12 protein-coding genes and 1 pseudogene are annotated in these 15,097 nt (G+C 38.2%); all 13 read left to right on the top strand.

The genetic code is table 11. The features are described 5' to 3' along the window. Positions 1 to 4: 4 nt before the first annotated feature. A complete protein-coding gene (gene tssH / locus P20495_RS05675) occupies positions 5 to 2,608 on the top strand; it encodes a type VI secretion system ATPase TssH (RefSeq protein ID WP_008137754.1) in 2,604 nt (867 codons plus the stop codon). 239 nt (positions 2,609 to 2,847) lie between these two features. Beyond that, a complete protein-coding gene (locus P20495_RS05680) occupies positions 2,848 to 3,327 on the top strand; it encodes a type VI secretion system tube protein Hcp (RefSeq protein ID WP_007377086.1) in 480 nt (159 codons plus the stop codon). 73 nt (positions 3,328 to 3,400) lie between these two features. After that, on the top strand, positions 3,401 to 5,278 hold the full coding sequence (locus tag P20495_RS05685; protein WP_008137752.1) for a type VI secretion system Vgr family protein: 1,878 nt from the start codon (positions 3,401 to 3,403) through the stop codon (positions 5,276 to 5,278). A gap of 7 nt (positions 5,279 to 5,285) precedes the next feature. Beyond that, entirely contained in the window at positions 5,286 to 5,642 is a 357-nt protein-coding gene (locus tag P20495_RS05690; RefSeq protein WP_007377084.1) for a hypothetical protein, read from the top strand. A 40-nt stretch (positions 5,643 to 5,682) separates the two neighbouring features. Further along, positions 5,683 to 5,973 (top strand): PAAR domain-containing protein, encoded by a 291-nt coding sequence (locus P20495_RS05695; RefSeq protein ID WP_007377083.1) that lies wholly within the window; start codon positions 5,683 to 5,685, stop codon positions 5,971 to 5,973. Positions 5,974 to 5,975: 2 nt separating this feature from the next. After that, positions 5,976 to 7,004, top strand: a complete 1,029-nt coding sequence (locus P20495_RS05700; RefSeq protein ID WP_008137750.1) for a hypothetical protein — start codon at positions 5,976 to 5,978, stop codon at positions 7,002 to 7,004. After that, positions 7,001 to 7,852, top strand: coding sequence for a hypothetical protein (locus P20495_RS05705; protein ID WP_008137748.1), 852 nt, complete (start codon positions 7,001 to 7,003; stop codon positions 7,850 to 7,852). Before P20495_RS05700 ends, P20495_RS05705 begins: the two co-directional genes overlap by 4 nt. Further along, positions 7,852 to 11,763, top strand: coding sequence for an RHS repeat-associated core domain-containing protein (locus tag P20495_RS05710; protein WP_008137746.1), 3,912 nt, complete (start codon positions 7,852 to 7,854; stop codon positions 11,761 to 11,763). Before P20495_RS05705 ends, P20495_RS05710 begins: the two co-directional genes overlap by 1 nt. A 44-nt stretch (positions 11,764 to 11,807) precedes the next feature. Then, positions 11,808 to 12,443 (top strand): hypothetical protein, encoded by a 636-nt coding sequence (locus tag P20495_RS05715; protein ID WP_008137744.1) that lies wholly within the window; start codon positions 11,808 to 11,810, stop codon positions 12,441 to 12,443. A gap of 11 nt (positions 12,444 to 12,454) precedes the next feature. Then, positions 12,455 to 13,042 (top strand): hypothetical protein, encoded by a 588-nt coding sequence (locus P20495_RS05720; RefSeq protein ID WP_008137743.1) that lies wholly within the window; start codon positions 12,455 to 12,457, stop codon positions 13,040 to 13,042. A gap of 124 nt (positions 13,043 to 13,166) precedes the next feature. Next, positions 13,167 to 13,244: pseudogene (locus tag P20495_RS21665) on the top strand (Mobile element protein); the annotation flags it as partial. A 181-nt stretch (positions 13,245 to 13,425) separates the two neighbouring features. Continuing rightward, positions 13,426 to 14,295, top strand: a complete 870-nt coding sequence (locus P20495_RS22250; RefSeq protein WP_008137741.1) for a hypothetical protein — start codon at positions 13,426 to 13,428, stop codon at positions 14,293 to 14,295. Then, on the top strand, positions 14,292 to 15,017 hold the full coding sequence (locus tag P20495_RS05730) for a hypothetical protein (RefSeq protein WP_050548480.1): 726 nt from the start codon (positions 14,292 to 14,294) through the stop codon (positions 15,015 to 15,017). The genes P20495_RS22250 and P20495_RS05730 overlap by 4 nt, the downstream gene beginning before the upstream one ends. The last annotated feature ends 80 nt before the right edge of the window (positions 15,018 to 15,097 follow it).

Below are 15,097 nucleotides of genomic sequence, written 5' to 3'. Positions count from 1 at the left end.
GTGTATGTCTTCGATGACACTGAATAAGCTCGTTGAAAAATTGAGTCCCGACTGTAGAAAGAGCCTAGAAGCTGCTGTTGCAATTTGTAATAGCCGTAGTCATTTTACTGTTGAATTAGAGCATTGGTTACTTGCTATGATTGAACAAAAATTAGATGACGTTAGGCTTATATTTGGCTCATTCGATATTGATATTGATAGAGTTCAACAAGACTTAAATCAGTCGCTTGAATCATTAAAAACAGGTAGTGAGTCTTCACCTAGTTTATCCGTTCATGTGACTAGCTTATTAAAGCAATCGTGGTTAAGCACAAGTATAGAATTTACAGATAACCAAATTCGCAGTGCTTATGTTCTTTATACACTCACTAAAGACGATACACTTTCGAGCTTAGTGACTCGTTGCAGTAAGTTATTTAATAAAATTGAACCTGGGCAACTCTTGCATGCCTGGCCAGAAATAGTTGCCCAATCAGAAGAGCGAAACCATTCGGTACAAAGTGCAACTGCACAAACAAACTTAAGTTCTAAAACCCCTAGCCTTGACCAGTTTACTGTTGATTTAACGGCGCAAGCACTGGAAGGAAAAATTGATCCTATTTTAGGAAGAGATTTTGAAATTCGTCAAATGGTCGATATTTTAACAAGGCGTAGACAGAATAACCCTATTCTTACCGGTGAGGCCGGTGTTGGTAAAACGGCTGTTGTAGAGGGACTTGCACTTAGAATCGCACAAAAAGATGTACCCGCAGTGTTACAGAATGTGAAAATTCATAGCTTAGACTTAGCTTTGCTTCAAGCTGGGGCTGGTATGAAAGGTGAATTTGAAAATCGCTTAAAATCTTTAATTAATGAAGTGAAAAATGCGATTAATCCAGTAATTCTTTTTATTGATGAAGCGCACACTATGATAGGGAGTGGTGGTACCGCTGGTCAAAATGATGCTGCAAATTTATTAAAACCAGCACTCGCTCGAGGTGAATTACGTACAATCGCTGCGACAACATGGGCTGAGTATAAAAAGTTTTTTGAAAAAGATGCCGCATTAACTCGTCGTTTTCAGGTTGTTAAAGTTGAAGAGCCAACACCAGAAAAAGCAGTGGCTATGTTACGCGGATTAGTGCCTGTAATGGAACGCCATCACAAAGTATTTATTTCTGAGCAAGCATTAGAGAGCGCTGTTCACTTATCTCATCGCTATATAACAGCAAGACAATTGCCAGATAAAGCGGTTGCATTGCTCGACACTGCTTGTGCGCGTGTTGCCATGAGCCAAGCATCGACCCCCAGTAATATAGAGCAACTTGTCAATAGATTAAGTGAGATTGAAACGCAAGTACAGATGCTAAACCGCGAACAAAAAACGGGGTTAGATCATTCTGAACAATTAGATACGCTAAAAGCTGAGTTAGTTGATATTGAAAAGCAACTTGAGCCATTAAATGAGCAATTTAAATTAGAAAAAGAGATTGTTACAGATCTTAACAAAGCACTCGAATCAATAAACTCCGAAGAGGATGAATCTTCAGCACAGATGCTTGAAAGGTTAAAAGAAAGTAAACATAAACTTGCCTCATACGAGCATAACATGGTGCATTGGCAAGTGGATGAAGAGTTGATTGCACAGGTTATCTCTGATTGGACGGGAATACCCGTAGGGAAAATGCATGAAGATGAAATTCATGGCATTTTAAACCTAGCAAGCCAAATGAAAGAGCGTGTAGTAGGACAAGATCATGCACTTGATTTAATCGCTAAGGTTGTACAAACGTCTCGTGCTCAACTAGCCGATGAAAGTCGACCAAATGGTATTTTCATGCTCGCTGGCCCAAGTGGTGTTGGTAAAACAGAAACAGCCTTATCACTTGCCCAAGAAGTGTATGGCAGCGAAGAAAATGTCACCATTATTAATATGTCTGAATTTAAAGAAGAGCATAAGGTGTCTTTATTGCTCGGCTCACCTCCTGGTTATGTCGGATATGGCGAAGGCGGTATTTTAACCGAAGCAGTAAGAAGGAAGCCCTACAGTGTTGTGCTGTTAGATGAAATGGAAAAAGCGCACCCAGGTGTTCAAGATATTTTTTATCAAGTATTTGATAAAGGTACAATTAAAGATGGTGAAGGGCGTGACATCGATTTTAAAAATACAATTATTATTATGACTTCAAATGTGGGCACAGATACCACAATGAGCTTATTTGAAGATGAAGAGAGTAAACCAAGTATAAAAGGTTTATTAAAAGCATTACAAGACGATTTATTAGGTTCATTTAAACCTGCATTTTTAGGACGGATTAACGTAATTCCTTATATTCCATTGAGTGATAATATACTGACTGAAATCGCAGGGATTCAAATAGATAAAATAATTAAAAGAGTTAAAAAGAATTATGACGCAAAACTCACTTATAAAAGTGATGTTGTTGAGTATATTATTGCTAATTGTCAAAATGCAGGGTCGGGTGCAAGGAATATACATACGATTTTGCAAAATAAAGTATTACCTTTATTATCTGAAGTTTTATTATCTAGCATGGTAGATGGCAACAAAGTTAGTAGTATATTGTTGTTAATTAAAGATAATGAATTTGAAATTGAATTAAATTAAATTTATTTTTAATATAACTGATTAATAAGGTTGTTTCTTTAGTTTTAGGGCATTATAATTTTGGTGTCTTAGGTAACTACATGGAATTTTTGAGACATTGTCTTCATCTAGGGAAAGGAATTCTGAAGACCTTTTCATTGCTGTTATAAAGATAATGATTTCAAAGGAATTTTGGGAAACCAAAGTAAATAATCCAGTATTAATGGATAACATTGTTTAATTAAAAGGAGCATTATCAAATGCAAGCAAATACATATTTAAAATACGGTTCAATCAAAGGCGAAACTACTGCTGAGTCTTTCAAAGATTTAATTACAGTTTTATCACTTGATTGGAACGTAAGCCGTGAAATTAGCTCAGCCACTGGTACAGCGATGGATCGTGAATCTAGCTCTACTCGTTTAGGCGATGTAACAATTACTAAACTTCAAGATAAAGCGTCTCCTGACCTTTTCAAAGAAGCAACTATTGGTAAAGGTTTACCAGCTATTTTCCATATCACTAAACAAGGTGATAAAGTTGAAGAAATCATGAAAATCGAACTAACAGATGCAATGATTTCTAGCTATTCAGTATCAGTACAGAACGATCGTCCAATTGAAACAATCACTATCAGCTACACTGAAATGATGATGACTGTTACACCGACAGACGACAAAAATAACATTACTGCGCCACTTGTATATGGTTACAGCGGTGTTAAAGGTCAACAAATGTAATATTTGTTGTCTAATAATGGCTCTGGGCTTTGCTCAGAGCTTTTTTTGATCTCTAGGATGGGAAAAGCAAGGAATGCAAAAAGCAACACAAGATAAAAACGTAATTCAAATTAGCACCCCTGCTGGTAAAGACGCCCTCTATTTAACTCGTTTTGTCGCCCAAGAGGCAATGTCTGACTTATTTGTTATGTCAGCTAATATGTATACGATTGGCAAGCAAATAGCACATGAAGACTTAGTTGGTAAGCCTGTTTCTATAAAAGTAAAAAATGCTGAGGGTGGCGGCGAACGTTATTACCATGGCATAGTCAGTCATCTTGTTTCAAATGGCAGTCGTACAGCGGATGTCGATGAACAAAAAAATTATATTGACTATCAAGCGACAATAGTTCCTTTTGCGGCGTCAATGCGCAACCGTAAAAATAGTCGTATTTTTCAAAAGAAAACAATTAAAGATATTTTTACAGATTTGTTTGGCCAACACGGTGTTGCCTTTTCAGACAAAACAAGCAAAACCTACCCTAAATACGAATATTGTGTTCAATATCAAGAATCAGATTTTGATTTTATACAACGCTTACTTCAACATGAAGGCATTTTTTACTTCTTTGAACACTCAAACAGCAATCATACACTTGTATTAGCTGACGATGTTACAGCCTACGAAGTGTGTGGAGAGGCAAAGGTAGTTTATTCAACCGGACACCTTAGCGAGTCGCATGTATCACGCTGGCAAGGTGGTTTAAGCATTGCCCCTGGTAGCTTTAAACGTGTTGGGTACGATTTTAAGCAACCCTCAAGATACCCTGATGGAGAGCAAGCAAATCCTGAGTTGCCAACACAATCGGTATCAGAAATATTCGAATATACAGGTGAGTCTGAATGTCACCCTCGTGCAGCAAGTATGGCATCGGTACAGTTAGAGTCATTGCAAAGAGACATGAAATTATCAAGCGGTAAAAGTGATTGTCGTTCTTTTACCGTGGGTAAATTATTTGGTTTTAAAAAACATGAAGATCCTAGATTAGAAGGTAAAACCTTTGTTATAACGTCAATGATGACGTCAATAACGGTGCCTAATCAATCAGGTGGTCAGCAAAGCGCGGCAGACGAGGTTTACTCAAATCACTTTGAATGTGTACCAAAAGAAATACCATACAGAGCACAAATTAATAAAAAGAAGCCTGTAATCAATGGTGTGCAAACGGCAATAGTGACTGGCGACAGTGCTGACGAAATAATGATTGATCAATTTGGTCGCGTTAAAGTGCAGTTTGACTGGGACCGAGAAGGCAAAAAAGATTCGAAAAGTTCATGTTGGATACGTGTTGCTCAAAATTGGGCTGGTAAAAAGTGGGGCGCCTTTTTCTTTCCTCGTGTAGGGCAAGAAGTACTTGTTGATTTTATAAATGGTGACCCAGATCAACCTATTATTAGCGGCGCAATTTATAACGCTGATTTAATGCCTCCGTATGCATTACCCGCTGAAAAAACACAAAGTGGGATTAAAACACGATCAACAAAAGAAGGTGGCGCTGATAACTTCAATGAGCTGCGTTTTGAAGATAAAAAAGGCAGTGAGCTTTTATACATACAAGCTGAAAAAGATAAACAACTATATGTTAAAAACGATCAAAATGATAAAACCGATAACGACCATAATGTTGAAATTGGTAACGATCGAAAAGTAGATATAGCTAACAATGACAGCTTAAAAGTAGCTAAAAACCATATTGCTGATATAGGTGAGAATGATACTTTAAAAGTAGGAAAAAAATTAAATATCGAAGCCGGTGATGAAATTATTATTAAAACAGGATCTGCTCAGATTAAAATGAGTAGCAGTGGTAATATAACTATTGAAGGCACTAATATAAATATTAAAGGTAGTAATATAAAAGTGGATGGCAGTGCCATTACTTTATCTGCCGGTTTAATTAAATTAAATTAATGCAATTATGGAAATAATAAATAGTTTTCAAACAGGTTTGAGAAATGGCATTAATAACAATGGGCATGTTGTATATTGTCGTTATGGGTTGCCTCATTTGATTTGTTTACCAGTTAATAGGCCTGATGATCCATTGCTAAATCCTGCATTAAGTCATTTAAAGGCAATGGATGGCTACTATGCACAACAGTTTTTTGTATACTTACATACCTCGTTAAATAGTGAGGATGTTGTATCAGGGTTATATCAGTATGTAATGCAAAGCCCTGTGGCGCTTTCGGATTATACTAAAAGTGAACTAATTGATGAATTATCTCGCTTAGTTGCACATAATAAATTATTAATTATTCCTTTATACGAATAATAGAATTACTTAAAAATCAGTAATAAGACAAGGAGTCTAAATGGGTAAGCCAGCAGCTACAATTGGTCATATGCATGTGTGTCCTAAAACTACCGGCACAGTTCCGCATGTTGGTGGTCCTGTTGTTCTAGGCTCTAGCAATGTATTAATTGGAAGTATGCCCGCAGCTCGCAAAGGCGACATGATGGTATGTATTGGTCCACCCGATAGCATTAAGTCAGGATCTGGCTCAGTTAAAATTAATGGAAAACCAGCCGCAAGAATGGGTGATGATAGCTCCCATGGTGGAAAAATTGTTGTTGGTAATCCGACTGTATTAATAGGTGGCTAACGTTGCTATCTAATTACTTAAGTAACTATGAAGCTCAATTGCTGGTAATTAGTAATGCGCAGCTTTGCCCGTTTACTTCTGTAGGGCATGTTAAAACACTCAAAAAAAGGCTACTAGAGTTATGTTGGTTAAATGCTAAACGTAATAACTTAAGCCAAGTATTTGTTAAGCCAAATTTAGAGCAGCTAATTGTATTTCAGGAAAGTGGACAGACCCATAATTCTATTTCTCAAGCTTGTATAGAAATAATGGCAAACCTTCCTCAAACCGTAAATATTAAGTTTATCAACTGTGTGCTTAACGAGCCTGAGTTACGCGCGGTTGCAAAGTTAATTATACGTAAAGTTTTATTACAGCAACACAGCCTCAACCTTGTGCCTTTAATTGATATAAGCACTTTGTTTTTAGCTTATAGCACTGAGGATAAAATTTCAGACCAAGCTTTGAGCGCAATTGAAGAGATTTTATTCGTCACAAGTAAATCGAATACCAAAGAACTAATAAATATTTTTGATAATTTAACCAAAAATGGACTTGTTAACTCACCGTTAATGTCTCTTTTTTTACTATCGCTAAGTCTTGAACAAGTTAATGTTGTTAGTAACTATGCAAGCAACATTGTATCTGTTGATCATACTTTGCAAGTATTACTACAAAGTGGGTTTGTAAAGCTTATCCCGCTTGCTAATACTGTGCTGCATCAAGTAAAAAAGCCAGAGCAAATAGTTGCCTTGATTAAACGTATTCTTGGTGAAAAATTAGATGTACTCGTAAACTTTGAAACACAAATGCAAGCGAGAAATGGTAATGAACAAGCCTGTTTAGATTTTCAGCGGCAGTTACAGGCTAACTGGCCAAGCTATGAAAGCCAGATGTCTTCGCTGAGGTTACTTGCAGGCAGAACATTAAATGAGCCATTAAATGCGATAGAGATGTCAGCAATGGATTGTCAAAGCCAAGCGGTATTTAATCTATATACTTATTATCAGTCTGTTGCCGCTAGAAAAGAAAACTCAGGAACATTGTTATGAGTGCTTTTAGCGTATCAATAGATTATTTATCAATGCCTGCGACGACAAGTGTAGATGAATTACTATATGGTGATGTGACTGCCGCCCTAGAAGGGAAAAAATGGCAGTCGTGGGATGTATGTATTTACGATTGCATCGTAAAATCGAAAGAGCTAATTAATAAAGTAGAAGACTTTAATACGCCGCTTGTTTGGCTTTTGCCTGCATTATCTTATCAAAGTGAGCTTAAGCAATTACTTGAAAGCAGTTTAAAGCAGTTATACCCAGATCATGTTGAACACTTATTATTTTATGGTGTAACGAGTGCACATGTCGCAGTTGCTTTAACTAAAAAAAATCGTTGGAAAAAAGTAAATATAATTGCGCTTGATGCAACTTTTAAAGCTGATGCATCAGGGCAATACAGCTACCAAGGTGTTGGCGGAGCATTTGCAACACTTGGGGCAAAAAAAACTGGGTGGTCGCAAGTAAACTACGAAATAACACCCTCAATTGATCTTGTTAAACATAATCAATTAAACGGTATGTTTACTCGAGTGGCTGAGCAAGCTCAGCAGTCTATTGATATTATTTTTGCGCCAGGAAATGGCATTAACCACGACAGTGAAGTGTGGTTAAACGATTTACAGCTGCTCAGTGCGTTAATTAATGAGCAGACACATTATGAGCTGCCTAATTATAAGTTAGGCCAAATTGGTGCGCTGGAAGGCGTTGTTAATTTATATCAATTAACAACGAGTCCCGTTATTGAAAATCATTGCAAACACGCTCTTATGATTTCGCAAGAACAAGCAAAGCACCAAGCAGTAGCATCATACTTATGGATAAGTGAGGAAGCACACAACTAATGCAAAGTAATACAGTTGTTTTACAAGGAAAAAGTTACCCTATTTGCCTCGTTGCTGGTAAAGGTCAAACGCCATCTGGTTATGCTCCTGTAGTAGCTAACACGCCTGAAAGTGCTAAAAAGCAAATTGCTCAAGTTGGCAGTACATTAACAAGCGATGCAACTAAACGTCTCGACGTAATTAACTTGCTCAACACTGCCGGTGTGAAATGTCCTCGTAGTGCCACAGCACGTGAAACTGCCAGTGTACTTTCGCAAGCGTTAGTTGCAGGTACTGTGAGTTGCTATCACCAAAAAGCAAAGTCGGCTATTCAAGTCAGCGATAATACAAATGCTGGCTCAGCAGGTAAAAAATCAGCTAAAAAGGGCGAGTCACCCGCGTCAGGAAAAAGTGCCGCGCAAGCACCGGTAACAAATACGGGGGGGGCAAGCGATTCGACGCCAAGTGAAACACCCATTACTGAGCAAGAATGCCGTTCAGATCCGGTTTCAATGCTATCGGGTGAAGAAATACTGCCGCTAATTGATTTTACTTTAGCAGGCAGTCGCCAATTAATATGGCGACGTTTGTACCGCTCATCCCATGCCGATGTGTGCAGTGTTATGGGAAATGGTTGGCGCCACGATTTTATGGCAAGCCTTACAGAGCATTATTTGCCGCCGCCAAAAGTGGGCCCTAAGCAAAAAGGGACTTACTGGTTAGAGTACCAAGATGAGCACGGCGCTAAACACCGCTTTGAAAAAGTAAAGCCTGGGCAATCGAGCTATCAGTTAAGCAGTAACCTTGCGCTACATTATCAAACTAATGGTAAGCAAGTCCTCGTTACGCCAGACGATCAACACTTGACCTTTAAAGCCGGTGAAAATTCATGGTTACTTGAAAAAATAATCAATGAAAAAGGCCAAAGTATTGGTTTTTATTACGATGCTAAAGAGCGCATAAATCGTATAGAAGTAAACAAAGCACGTGGCTGTATTATTAGTTACAACCAACAGGGTTTACTAAGTAAAATTGCGGCTTACCACACAGATAAAAATAATAAACAGCAGCTTATATACCCTGTACTTGCAAGCTATGAATATGACGAAAACAACAACCTTATTCAAGCAACTAATCAGCAAAACGAAACTGAGCGTTACGCCTACAACGCCGCTAATTTATTAACAAAGCGTACCCGAGCCAGTGGCTTTAGCCACCATTTTGAGTGGGATAGCTACTCACCCAGCGCTAAATGTATAAAACAGTGGGGCGATAACAATACCTATACTTACCAGTTTGAATATAACTTAGAGGCTGGTGAAACAACCTGTATAGATTCTCGCGGCCACAAAGAGCACTTTGTACATAACGCACAAGGTAAGCTGGTAAAACATACCGACCCTAACGGCAACGTATGGCAATATACATACAATGCGCAAGGGCAAAAGCTCAGTGAAATAAAGCCCGACAGCAGCACAACGCGCTATAGCTATACACCTTTCGGCCAATTAGAAACAATAACGCAGCCAGATGGTAGCCAAACCCATTTTGCTTACAACCAACTTGGGCAACGTGTATTAACTACCTTACCTGATGGCCAAACCATTACGCGTAAATACAGTGTGGCTGGCTTATTACAAAGCGAAACCTTTGGCGATGGCCGCACCACATTATACAGCTACGATAAGCTCGGCCAGTTAACCCAGCATATTAATAAAAATGGTCAAATCACCAAATTTATTTGGAACGAGCAAGGCGAGCTGTTAGCCAAACACCACAACGATGAGCTAATACGTTACAGCTACGACAATTTAGGCCGCGTAAATGCCACACTTAATAACGCAGGCTTACTCACTCAATATAAATACAATGAGCACGGCCAGCTTATACAAACAATTGCCTTTGATGAAAACAAGCCTGAAAATAAACAGCATCAATATTTTAGTTACGACGAAGCAGGGCGGTTAATTAGCTCGCAAAACAGCAAAGGCGACACCACAGAGCAACACTTTGAAGGGCTAAGCCAACCGCATTGTGTCATTCAGCCCGATGGCAGCGCACTGCATTTAACCTACGACAAAGAGCGAAACTTAACGGCCATTGAGCGAAGCGACGGCCACGTATACCGGATAAGTTACGACGCTAACGAAAATCCAACGCAAGTAACGGGGTTTGATGGCACGCTACAGCAGTATAAATACGATGCCTGTAACCGTTTAGCCTCAGTAACGCAAAGTAACAAACGCCACGTAAAAATAGAGCGCGACAGCCTAGGCCGTGTAACTGCGCAGCATGCAAGCCTTGCAAGCGACGCTCATATTGTTAATAACGCCAATTATTACAGCTACACAAAGCAAGGTAAAATAGCGCGTGCACATAATGCGCAATCAACACTTAAACAAACGTTTGATAAAGGCGGGCGATTACTGCGCGCCGAGCAAGTACATAATCAGCAACAAGCGCATACATTACAATATAGTTACGACGAATACGGCAGAAGGCAAACCCTGACACTGCCAGATTCAACCACGCTTAAATACAGCTACAACCAGTTTGGCCAGCTAAGTGGTATTAACTTACTGCAAACCAATAGCAAAGAGGTTGAGCTCGCACAGTCGCTTGTAACCTTAAGTTACGACAGCCAAGGTAATATTAAAACCCAGCAGTTTGGTAACAGCATAACCCTTACTCAACAGTTTGATGTATTTAACCGCTTAAAGCAGCAACAGCTTACACACCCAGCGCAAGCATTATTTGATACCTGTACGTACAATTACGACAGCGTAAACCAGCTGATTGCCCGTAAAAATGAAGGTGTAAGCAACCAAAACATTAATTTTGAATACAACAGCTTGGGGCAGTTAATACAACAAACACTGGCAAGCTCACGTGCTGATACAACCACACACTACCAGTGGGATAGCTTTGGTAACCCGCAAAGCCAAACTGTTCAATCAAACACAAACGATGCAGACACTAGCGGTACAGAAGCTAGTGATACAGCTAACGGCGAGCAAAGTACAAAACTTGATGCAGCCAGTAATGAGCATACAGCCAGCTCTTCTATTGATTTAACGCGCTCCACCCATAACGAATACAGCGATTTAGCGCCAAATAGTAATGAAAATAGTAGTAATGCTGACTCTGTAGTAAACAATGAAAGCACTAACAACACGATAATAAACAGTGCTACCGACGCCGACCGCCTAACACACTTTGGCGACAGCGACTTTTACTACGACGAATTTGGTAACCAAATACGCGAAACCGGCAAAGGCATAAAAACCCGCCGCGAATACAACGCGTTTAACCAGTTAAGCTGTTTTAACAACAACGGCACGCTTACGCAATACGACTACGACCCTCTCGGGCGCCGTATCGCCAAGCACACCGAACACGGTAAAATTGACTACATTTGGGATAACGATCAGTTAATCGGCGAATGCCAAAATGGTGAATATACCTGGTATATCAACCTGCCAAATCAATTTCACCCAGTAGCACTGATTAAAAAAGGCGAGGTTTACTATTACCACCTAGACCAACTGAATACCCCGCGTTTTGTAACAAACAACAAAACAGAAGTCGTGTGGGAAAACCAAGCCGATGTGTATGGTTATGAGGAGCCAGAAGCCGAGCCTGACTTTAATAAAGAAAGCAGCTTCACTCAGCCAATCCGTTTTCAGGGGCAGTATTTAGACGAGGAAAGTGGCCTACACTATAACCGCTACCGCTATTATAGTCCTAAACAGCAACGTTTTATAAACCAAGACCCGATAGGGTTGGTGGGTGGCATAAACCACTATCAATATGCGCCGAACCCGGTTAATTGGGTGGATCCGTTTGGGTTGTTGTGTAAAGAAGGGCAAGCAAAAGTAAAAGCAGCCCTTGATGCTAATTCAGCTATTCCATTAGAATTAAAAGAAAAATAATAGCACTTACTAAATTAAAAGATTCAGGTTATACCGCAGATGAAATGATTGGACATATTAATAACAATACTGTTGATGAAATGCTTAAATCGGTCGTGATATCACCTTCAGTGCTAAATAAGGAGAATTTATTAGGTAAAGGAGCATTTAAAGAAGCTTATATTATTGATAATGATACCGTCTTCTTAACACCAATAAAACAAGTTCATCATAATAAACCTCACTCAATGGATGATTTAAGGCAGGAAGCTTTTTTATTAGATTATCTTGAGAAACAGCATAATATACCGGTGTTAAAAATATATGGTGAGAAATCCCTAAAGCATGCCGATGGAAGTGATGTAAAGGGGTTGGTTGCAGAAAGAAAACTATTTAATGGTAAAGATGTTCAAAGTATTAGGAAAGGGAATAACCCTCAAGGTTTAACAATGGATGATGTCAGAAATTCAATTACACCTGATACTTTAAAAGAATTAGAAAGGATTCAGGATATTATTAATAAAGATGATCTCGTGATTCAAGATTTACAAATAATGTATGGTCGAGATGGTCGACCAGTTATTGCGGATCCATTGGATGCCTATGCTGGTAAATATGCAACAGAGAAAGGACTTAAAAGTACAAAAACAGCTATCAGACAAAATATAGATATGGTTAAAAACCTACTAGGTAAAAGTTAAGGATTATACCGATGAGAGATGAAGAATATCGTGATGGACTTACAGAAAATAAAAGAGTGGTTGATGCTTTAAAAAAACATAATATAGTAAAAATCGTTCAAGCGTATAGTCCAGGGGTTCTAGATCTATGGTTGGAAGAACATAAGGTTCCAGTAGATGAGATATTTAATTACTTATCTGGAGCTTTACTATTCCATTTAGATAATGGTGATGTTGTTGGTTTTGCTGGTGATACACTCAAGTGCTCAGTTGTCTCTTGGTTTGATACTTATAATGGTCAAGAGGATGATACTAACTATTATGATAGGGATTGGTATTCTTATATGGATAGTGCTGATTCTGAGTATTCTTCTATCAATAATTGGTCTCATATGATAAATGAGAAAATTATTTCGGTAACAGTATTAGTTATCGACCAAGGTGAAAAGAAATACTTTAATGACTCACTACAAAGGCTTGTTATTTTAGAGACTAAAAAAGGAGATATGGTTTTATCCTATATGCTCTTTGATCTGTTAGGAGGGCCTTCATTCCCTTTCACTAGAAAAGCTGATATACCATGTGATATTTGGAATAAGGCTAAAATTGTACAACTATAAAATAACATAGGCACTCATTGTAAATCTATATTACATAAATAAACTAGACAGCCACTCTATTTTTTTTCAGTTTGGCGAACTAAGTACTAAGCTTTTATCAGTATAAAAAGTGAGCAGGTGCCTTATGGCAATCGCAAGAAAGCGTCAAGTAAGTTTGGTTGATACAAAGTACTACCACTGTATTTCACGCTGTGTACGCCGTGAGAAGTAAATAGGGTCAAAAGTAAATAGGGTCAAATCTTGACTTCATACATTTACTTTCATTATGTTGAATTTAGAAAAACAAAGAAAATAACAAATACACCCACTTTATATAGTGGGTGTTAATTTACTACTAACACGTTGTACTTAAAAAACATAACACAAAAGAAAAGGACACTTCGATGCCAGCAATGAAATTAATCCAATCTGTAGGGATGGGCGGCGCAAATAAGCCAGACGATATCAAGGCAGTGCAAAACGCTTTAAATTCACTTCTTTCCCTCATAGCGCCTACTAGAAAACTTACTGTAGACGGTCGTTTAGGCTCACGCCCTGAAAACTCTAAAACAGTAGCGGCTATAAAGCTCTTTCAAAGTAAAGTGGTAAATATGGTACGCCCTGATGGAAAAATAGATCCAAATGGCCGCACCCATAGAAAAATCAATGAAAAGCTGGCGAGTGCTGTAACAGCTGCGATTGTTCCAATATCTGGCAATTTAAAAGTAACATTAAAACAAAATATGAAGAAATATGAAGGTAATATTCCTCATATGTATTTAGACACAAAGGGCAAAGTAACAGTTGGCGTTGGTCATTTATTAAAAGATGTTGAAGCGGCAAAAAAAGTACCTTTTACCTTTCGTGATACGGGTGCCATTGCCTCGGTAAAACAAATTGAAGATGAATTTAAACTAATTAAATCAAAGCCTTTTGGGAGTCAAGCGGCTCCTTTTTATAAGCCTTTCACTAAATTGGTCATTACAGAGGCCGTAAGGGAAGCTCAAGTTGAACAGCATATAAAAACATTTGAAAGTGAGCTTAAAATTATTTACGGTGCGTCAGAATTTTCAAGTTACCCTAACGATGTAAAATTAGCGCTATTTGATATGATTTTTAATTTAGGTATGCCTGAGCTTAAAGACGAGTTTCCAAATTTTAATAAACATATGAAAGTATGTGATTTCAAACAAGCAGCCATTGAATCAAATAGAAAAGATGTATCAGCTGAGCGTAATACTTATGTCCGCAACCTATTCAAGAGTGCCAAATGATAAAAAAAACGACTTTACTTATATGTATTAGTATCTCTAGTACAGCATGTGCAAATATAAAAGAAAATAAAATAGCTCCAACATATAGTTTAGAGAATAAAACTAATGGGTATTTTATGGAACCGGAAGTGTTGGAAACGCCGGAGCAGGTTAATGCTTTATTTAGTAAAAACTGGTTTTATTCCTATGAGGTTGTTTTAGGTAGTAAGCCAGCTATTAAAGTTGATAGTTGCAAAGTTTTATCTAAAGCATTGCAAGAGGGCTATAAATCAGCAGATTATAAAGAGCATGTCGCGTTAATTGCTACTAATAAAATTTGTTCCACATGGGTTGATATGGGGAAATTGAAGCCTTCAAAAGAAAGCTTTTTAAGTTCATTTAAGCACAGTTTAGCATTGCCTAAACAGATGCCGCCTGAGTTGTCTTTAATTATCTCGAACGATGACGAGCGCCGTTTAGCAAAAGCGAGTAGCTGGGACGAAATGAGCCACATTAAAAAAGTGGAACCTGTAAATGATGACCAAGCTATTTATTACGACAACAGTGGTGGTATTCAAAGGTTAACGATAATGGCCAAGGGTGACTATAACCATGATGGTATTGAGGACATAGTTCTGCATATGGCAAATGCAGTCGAACGTGGTAGTTATTCTTCTTCTTATAGTTATATTGTGACACGACTAGCCGCCGATGCACCATATACGTTAATCAAGCAGTTTTAATCACTTAAAAATATAACAATGACACCCATCTTAATTTTTGTTTGGTTAAGTTGGGTATGTGGTTTAGTTTTTACAAGGTA

Source organism: Pseudoalteromonas sp. BSi20495 (genome assembly GCF_000241185.1).
In the GTDB taxonomy this organism is placed as follows: domain Bacteria; phylum Pseudomonadota; class Gammaproteobacteria; order Enterobacterales; family Alteromonadaceae; genus Pseudoalteromonas; species Pseudoalteromonas fuliginea.
The sequence above is the reverse complement of the archived record's forward strand: the minus strand, read 5'-3'. Positions and strand labels throughout refer to the sequence as shown.

Bases quoted from the DNA above. Each gene is read 5' to 3' on its own strand.
- P20495_RS05695 (WP_007377083.1), top strand. From the start codon at position 5,683: ATGGGTAAGCCAGCAGCTACAATTGGTCATATGCATGTGTGTCCTAAA.
- P20495_RS05730 (WP_050548480.1), top strand. From the start codon at position 14,292: ATGATAAAAAAAACGACTTTACTTATATGTATTAGTATCTCTAGTACA.
- P20495_RS05720 (WP_008137743.1), top strand. From the start codon at position 12,455: ATGAGAGATGAAGAATATCGTGATGGACTTACAGAAAATAAAAGAGTG.
- P20495_RS22250 (WP_008137741.1), top strand. From the start codon at position 13,426: ATGCCAGCAATGAAATTAATCCAATCTGTAGGGATGGGCGGCGCAAAT.
- P20495_RS05685 (WP_008137752.1), top strand. From the start codon at position 3,401: ATGCAAAAAGCAACACAAGATAAAAACGTAATTCAAATTAGCACCCCT.
- P20495_RS05690 (WP_007377084.1), top strand. From the start codon at position 5,286: ATGGAAATAATAAATAGTTTTCAAACAGGTTTGAGAAATGGCATTAAT.
- P20495_RS05710 (WP_008137746.1), top strand. From the start codon at position 7,852: ATGCAAAGTAATACAGTTGTTTTACAAGGAAAAAGTTACCCTATTTGC.
- P20495_RS05705 (WP_008137748.1), top strand. From the start codon at position 7,001: ATGAGTGCTTTTAGCGTATCAATAGATTATTTATCAATGCCTGCGACG.
- P20495_RS05715 (WP_008137744.1), top strand. From the start codon at position 11,808: ATGATTGGACATATTAATAACAATACTGTTGATGAAATGCTTAAATCG.
- P20495_RS05680 (WP_007377086.1), top strand. From the start codon at position 2,848: ATGCAAGCAAATACATATTTAAAATACGGTTCAATCAAAGGCGAAACT.
- tssH (WP_008137754.1), top strand. From the start codon at position 5: ATGTCTTCGATGACACTGAATAAGCTCGTTGAAAAATTGAGTCCCGAC.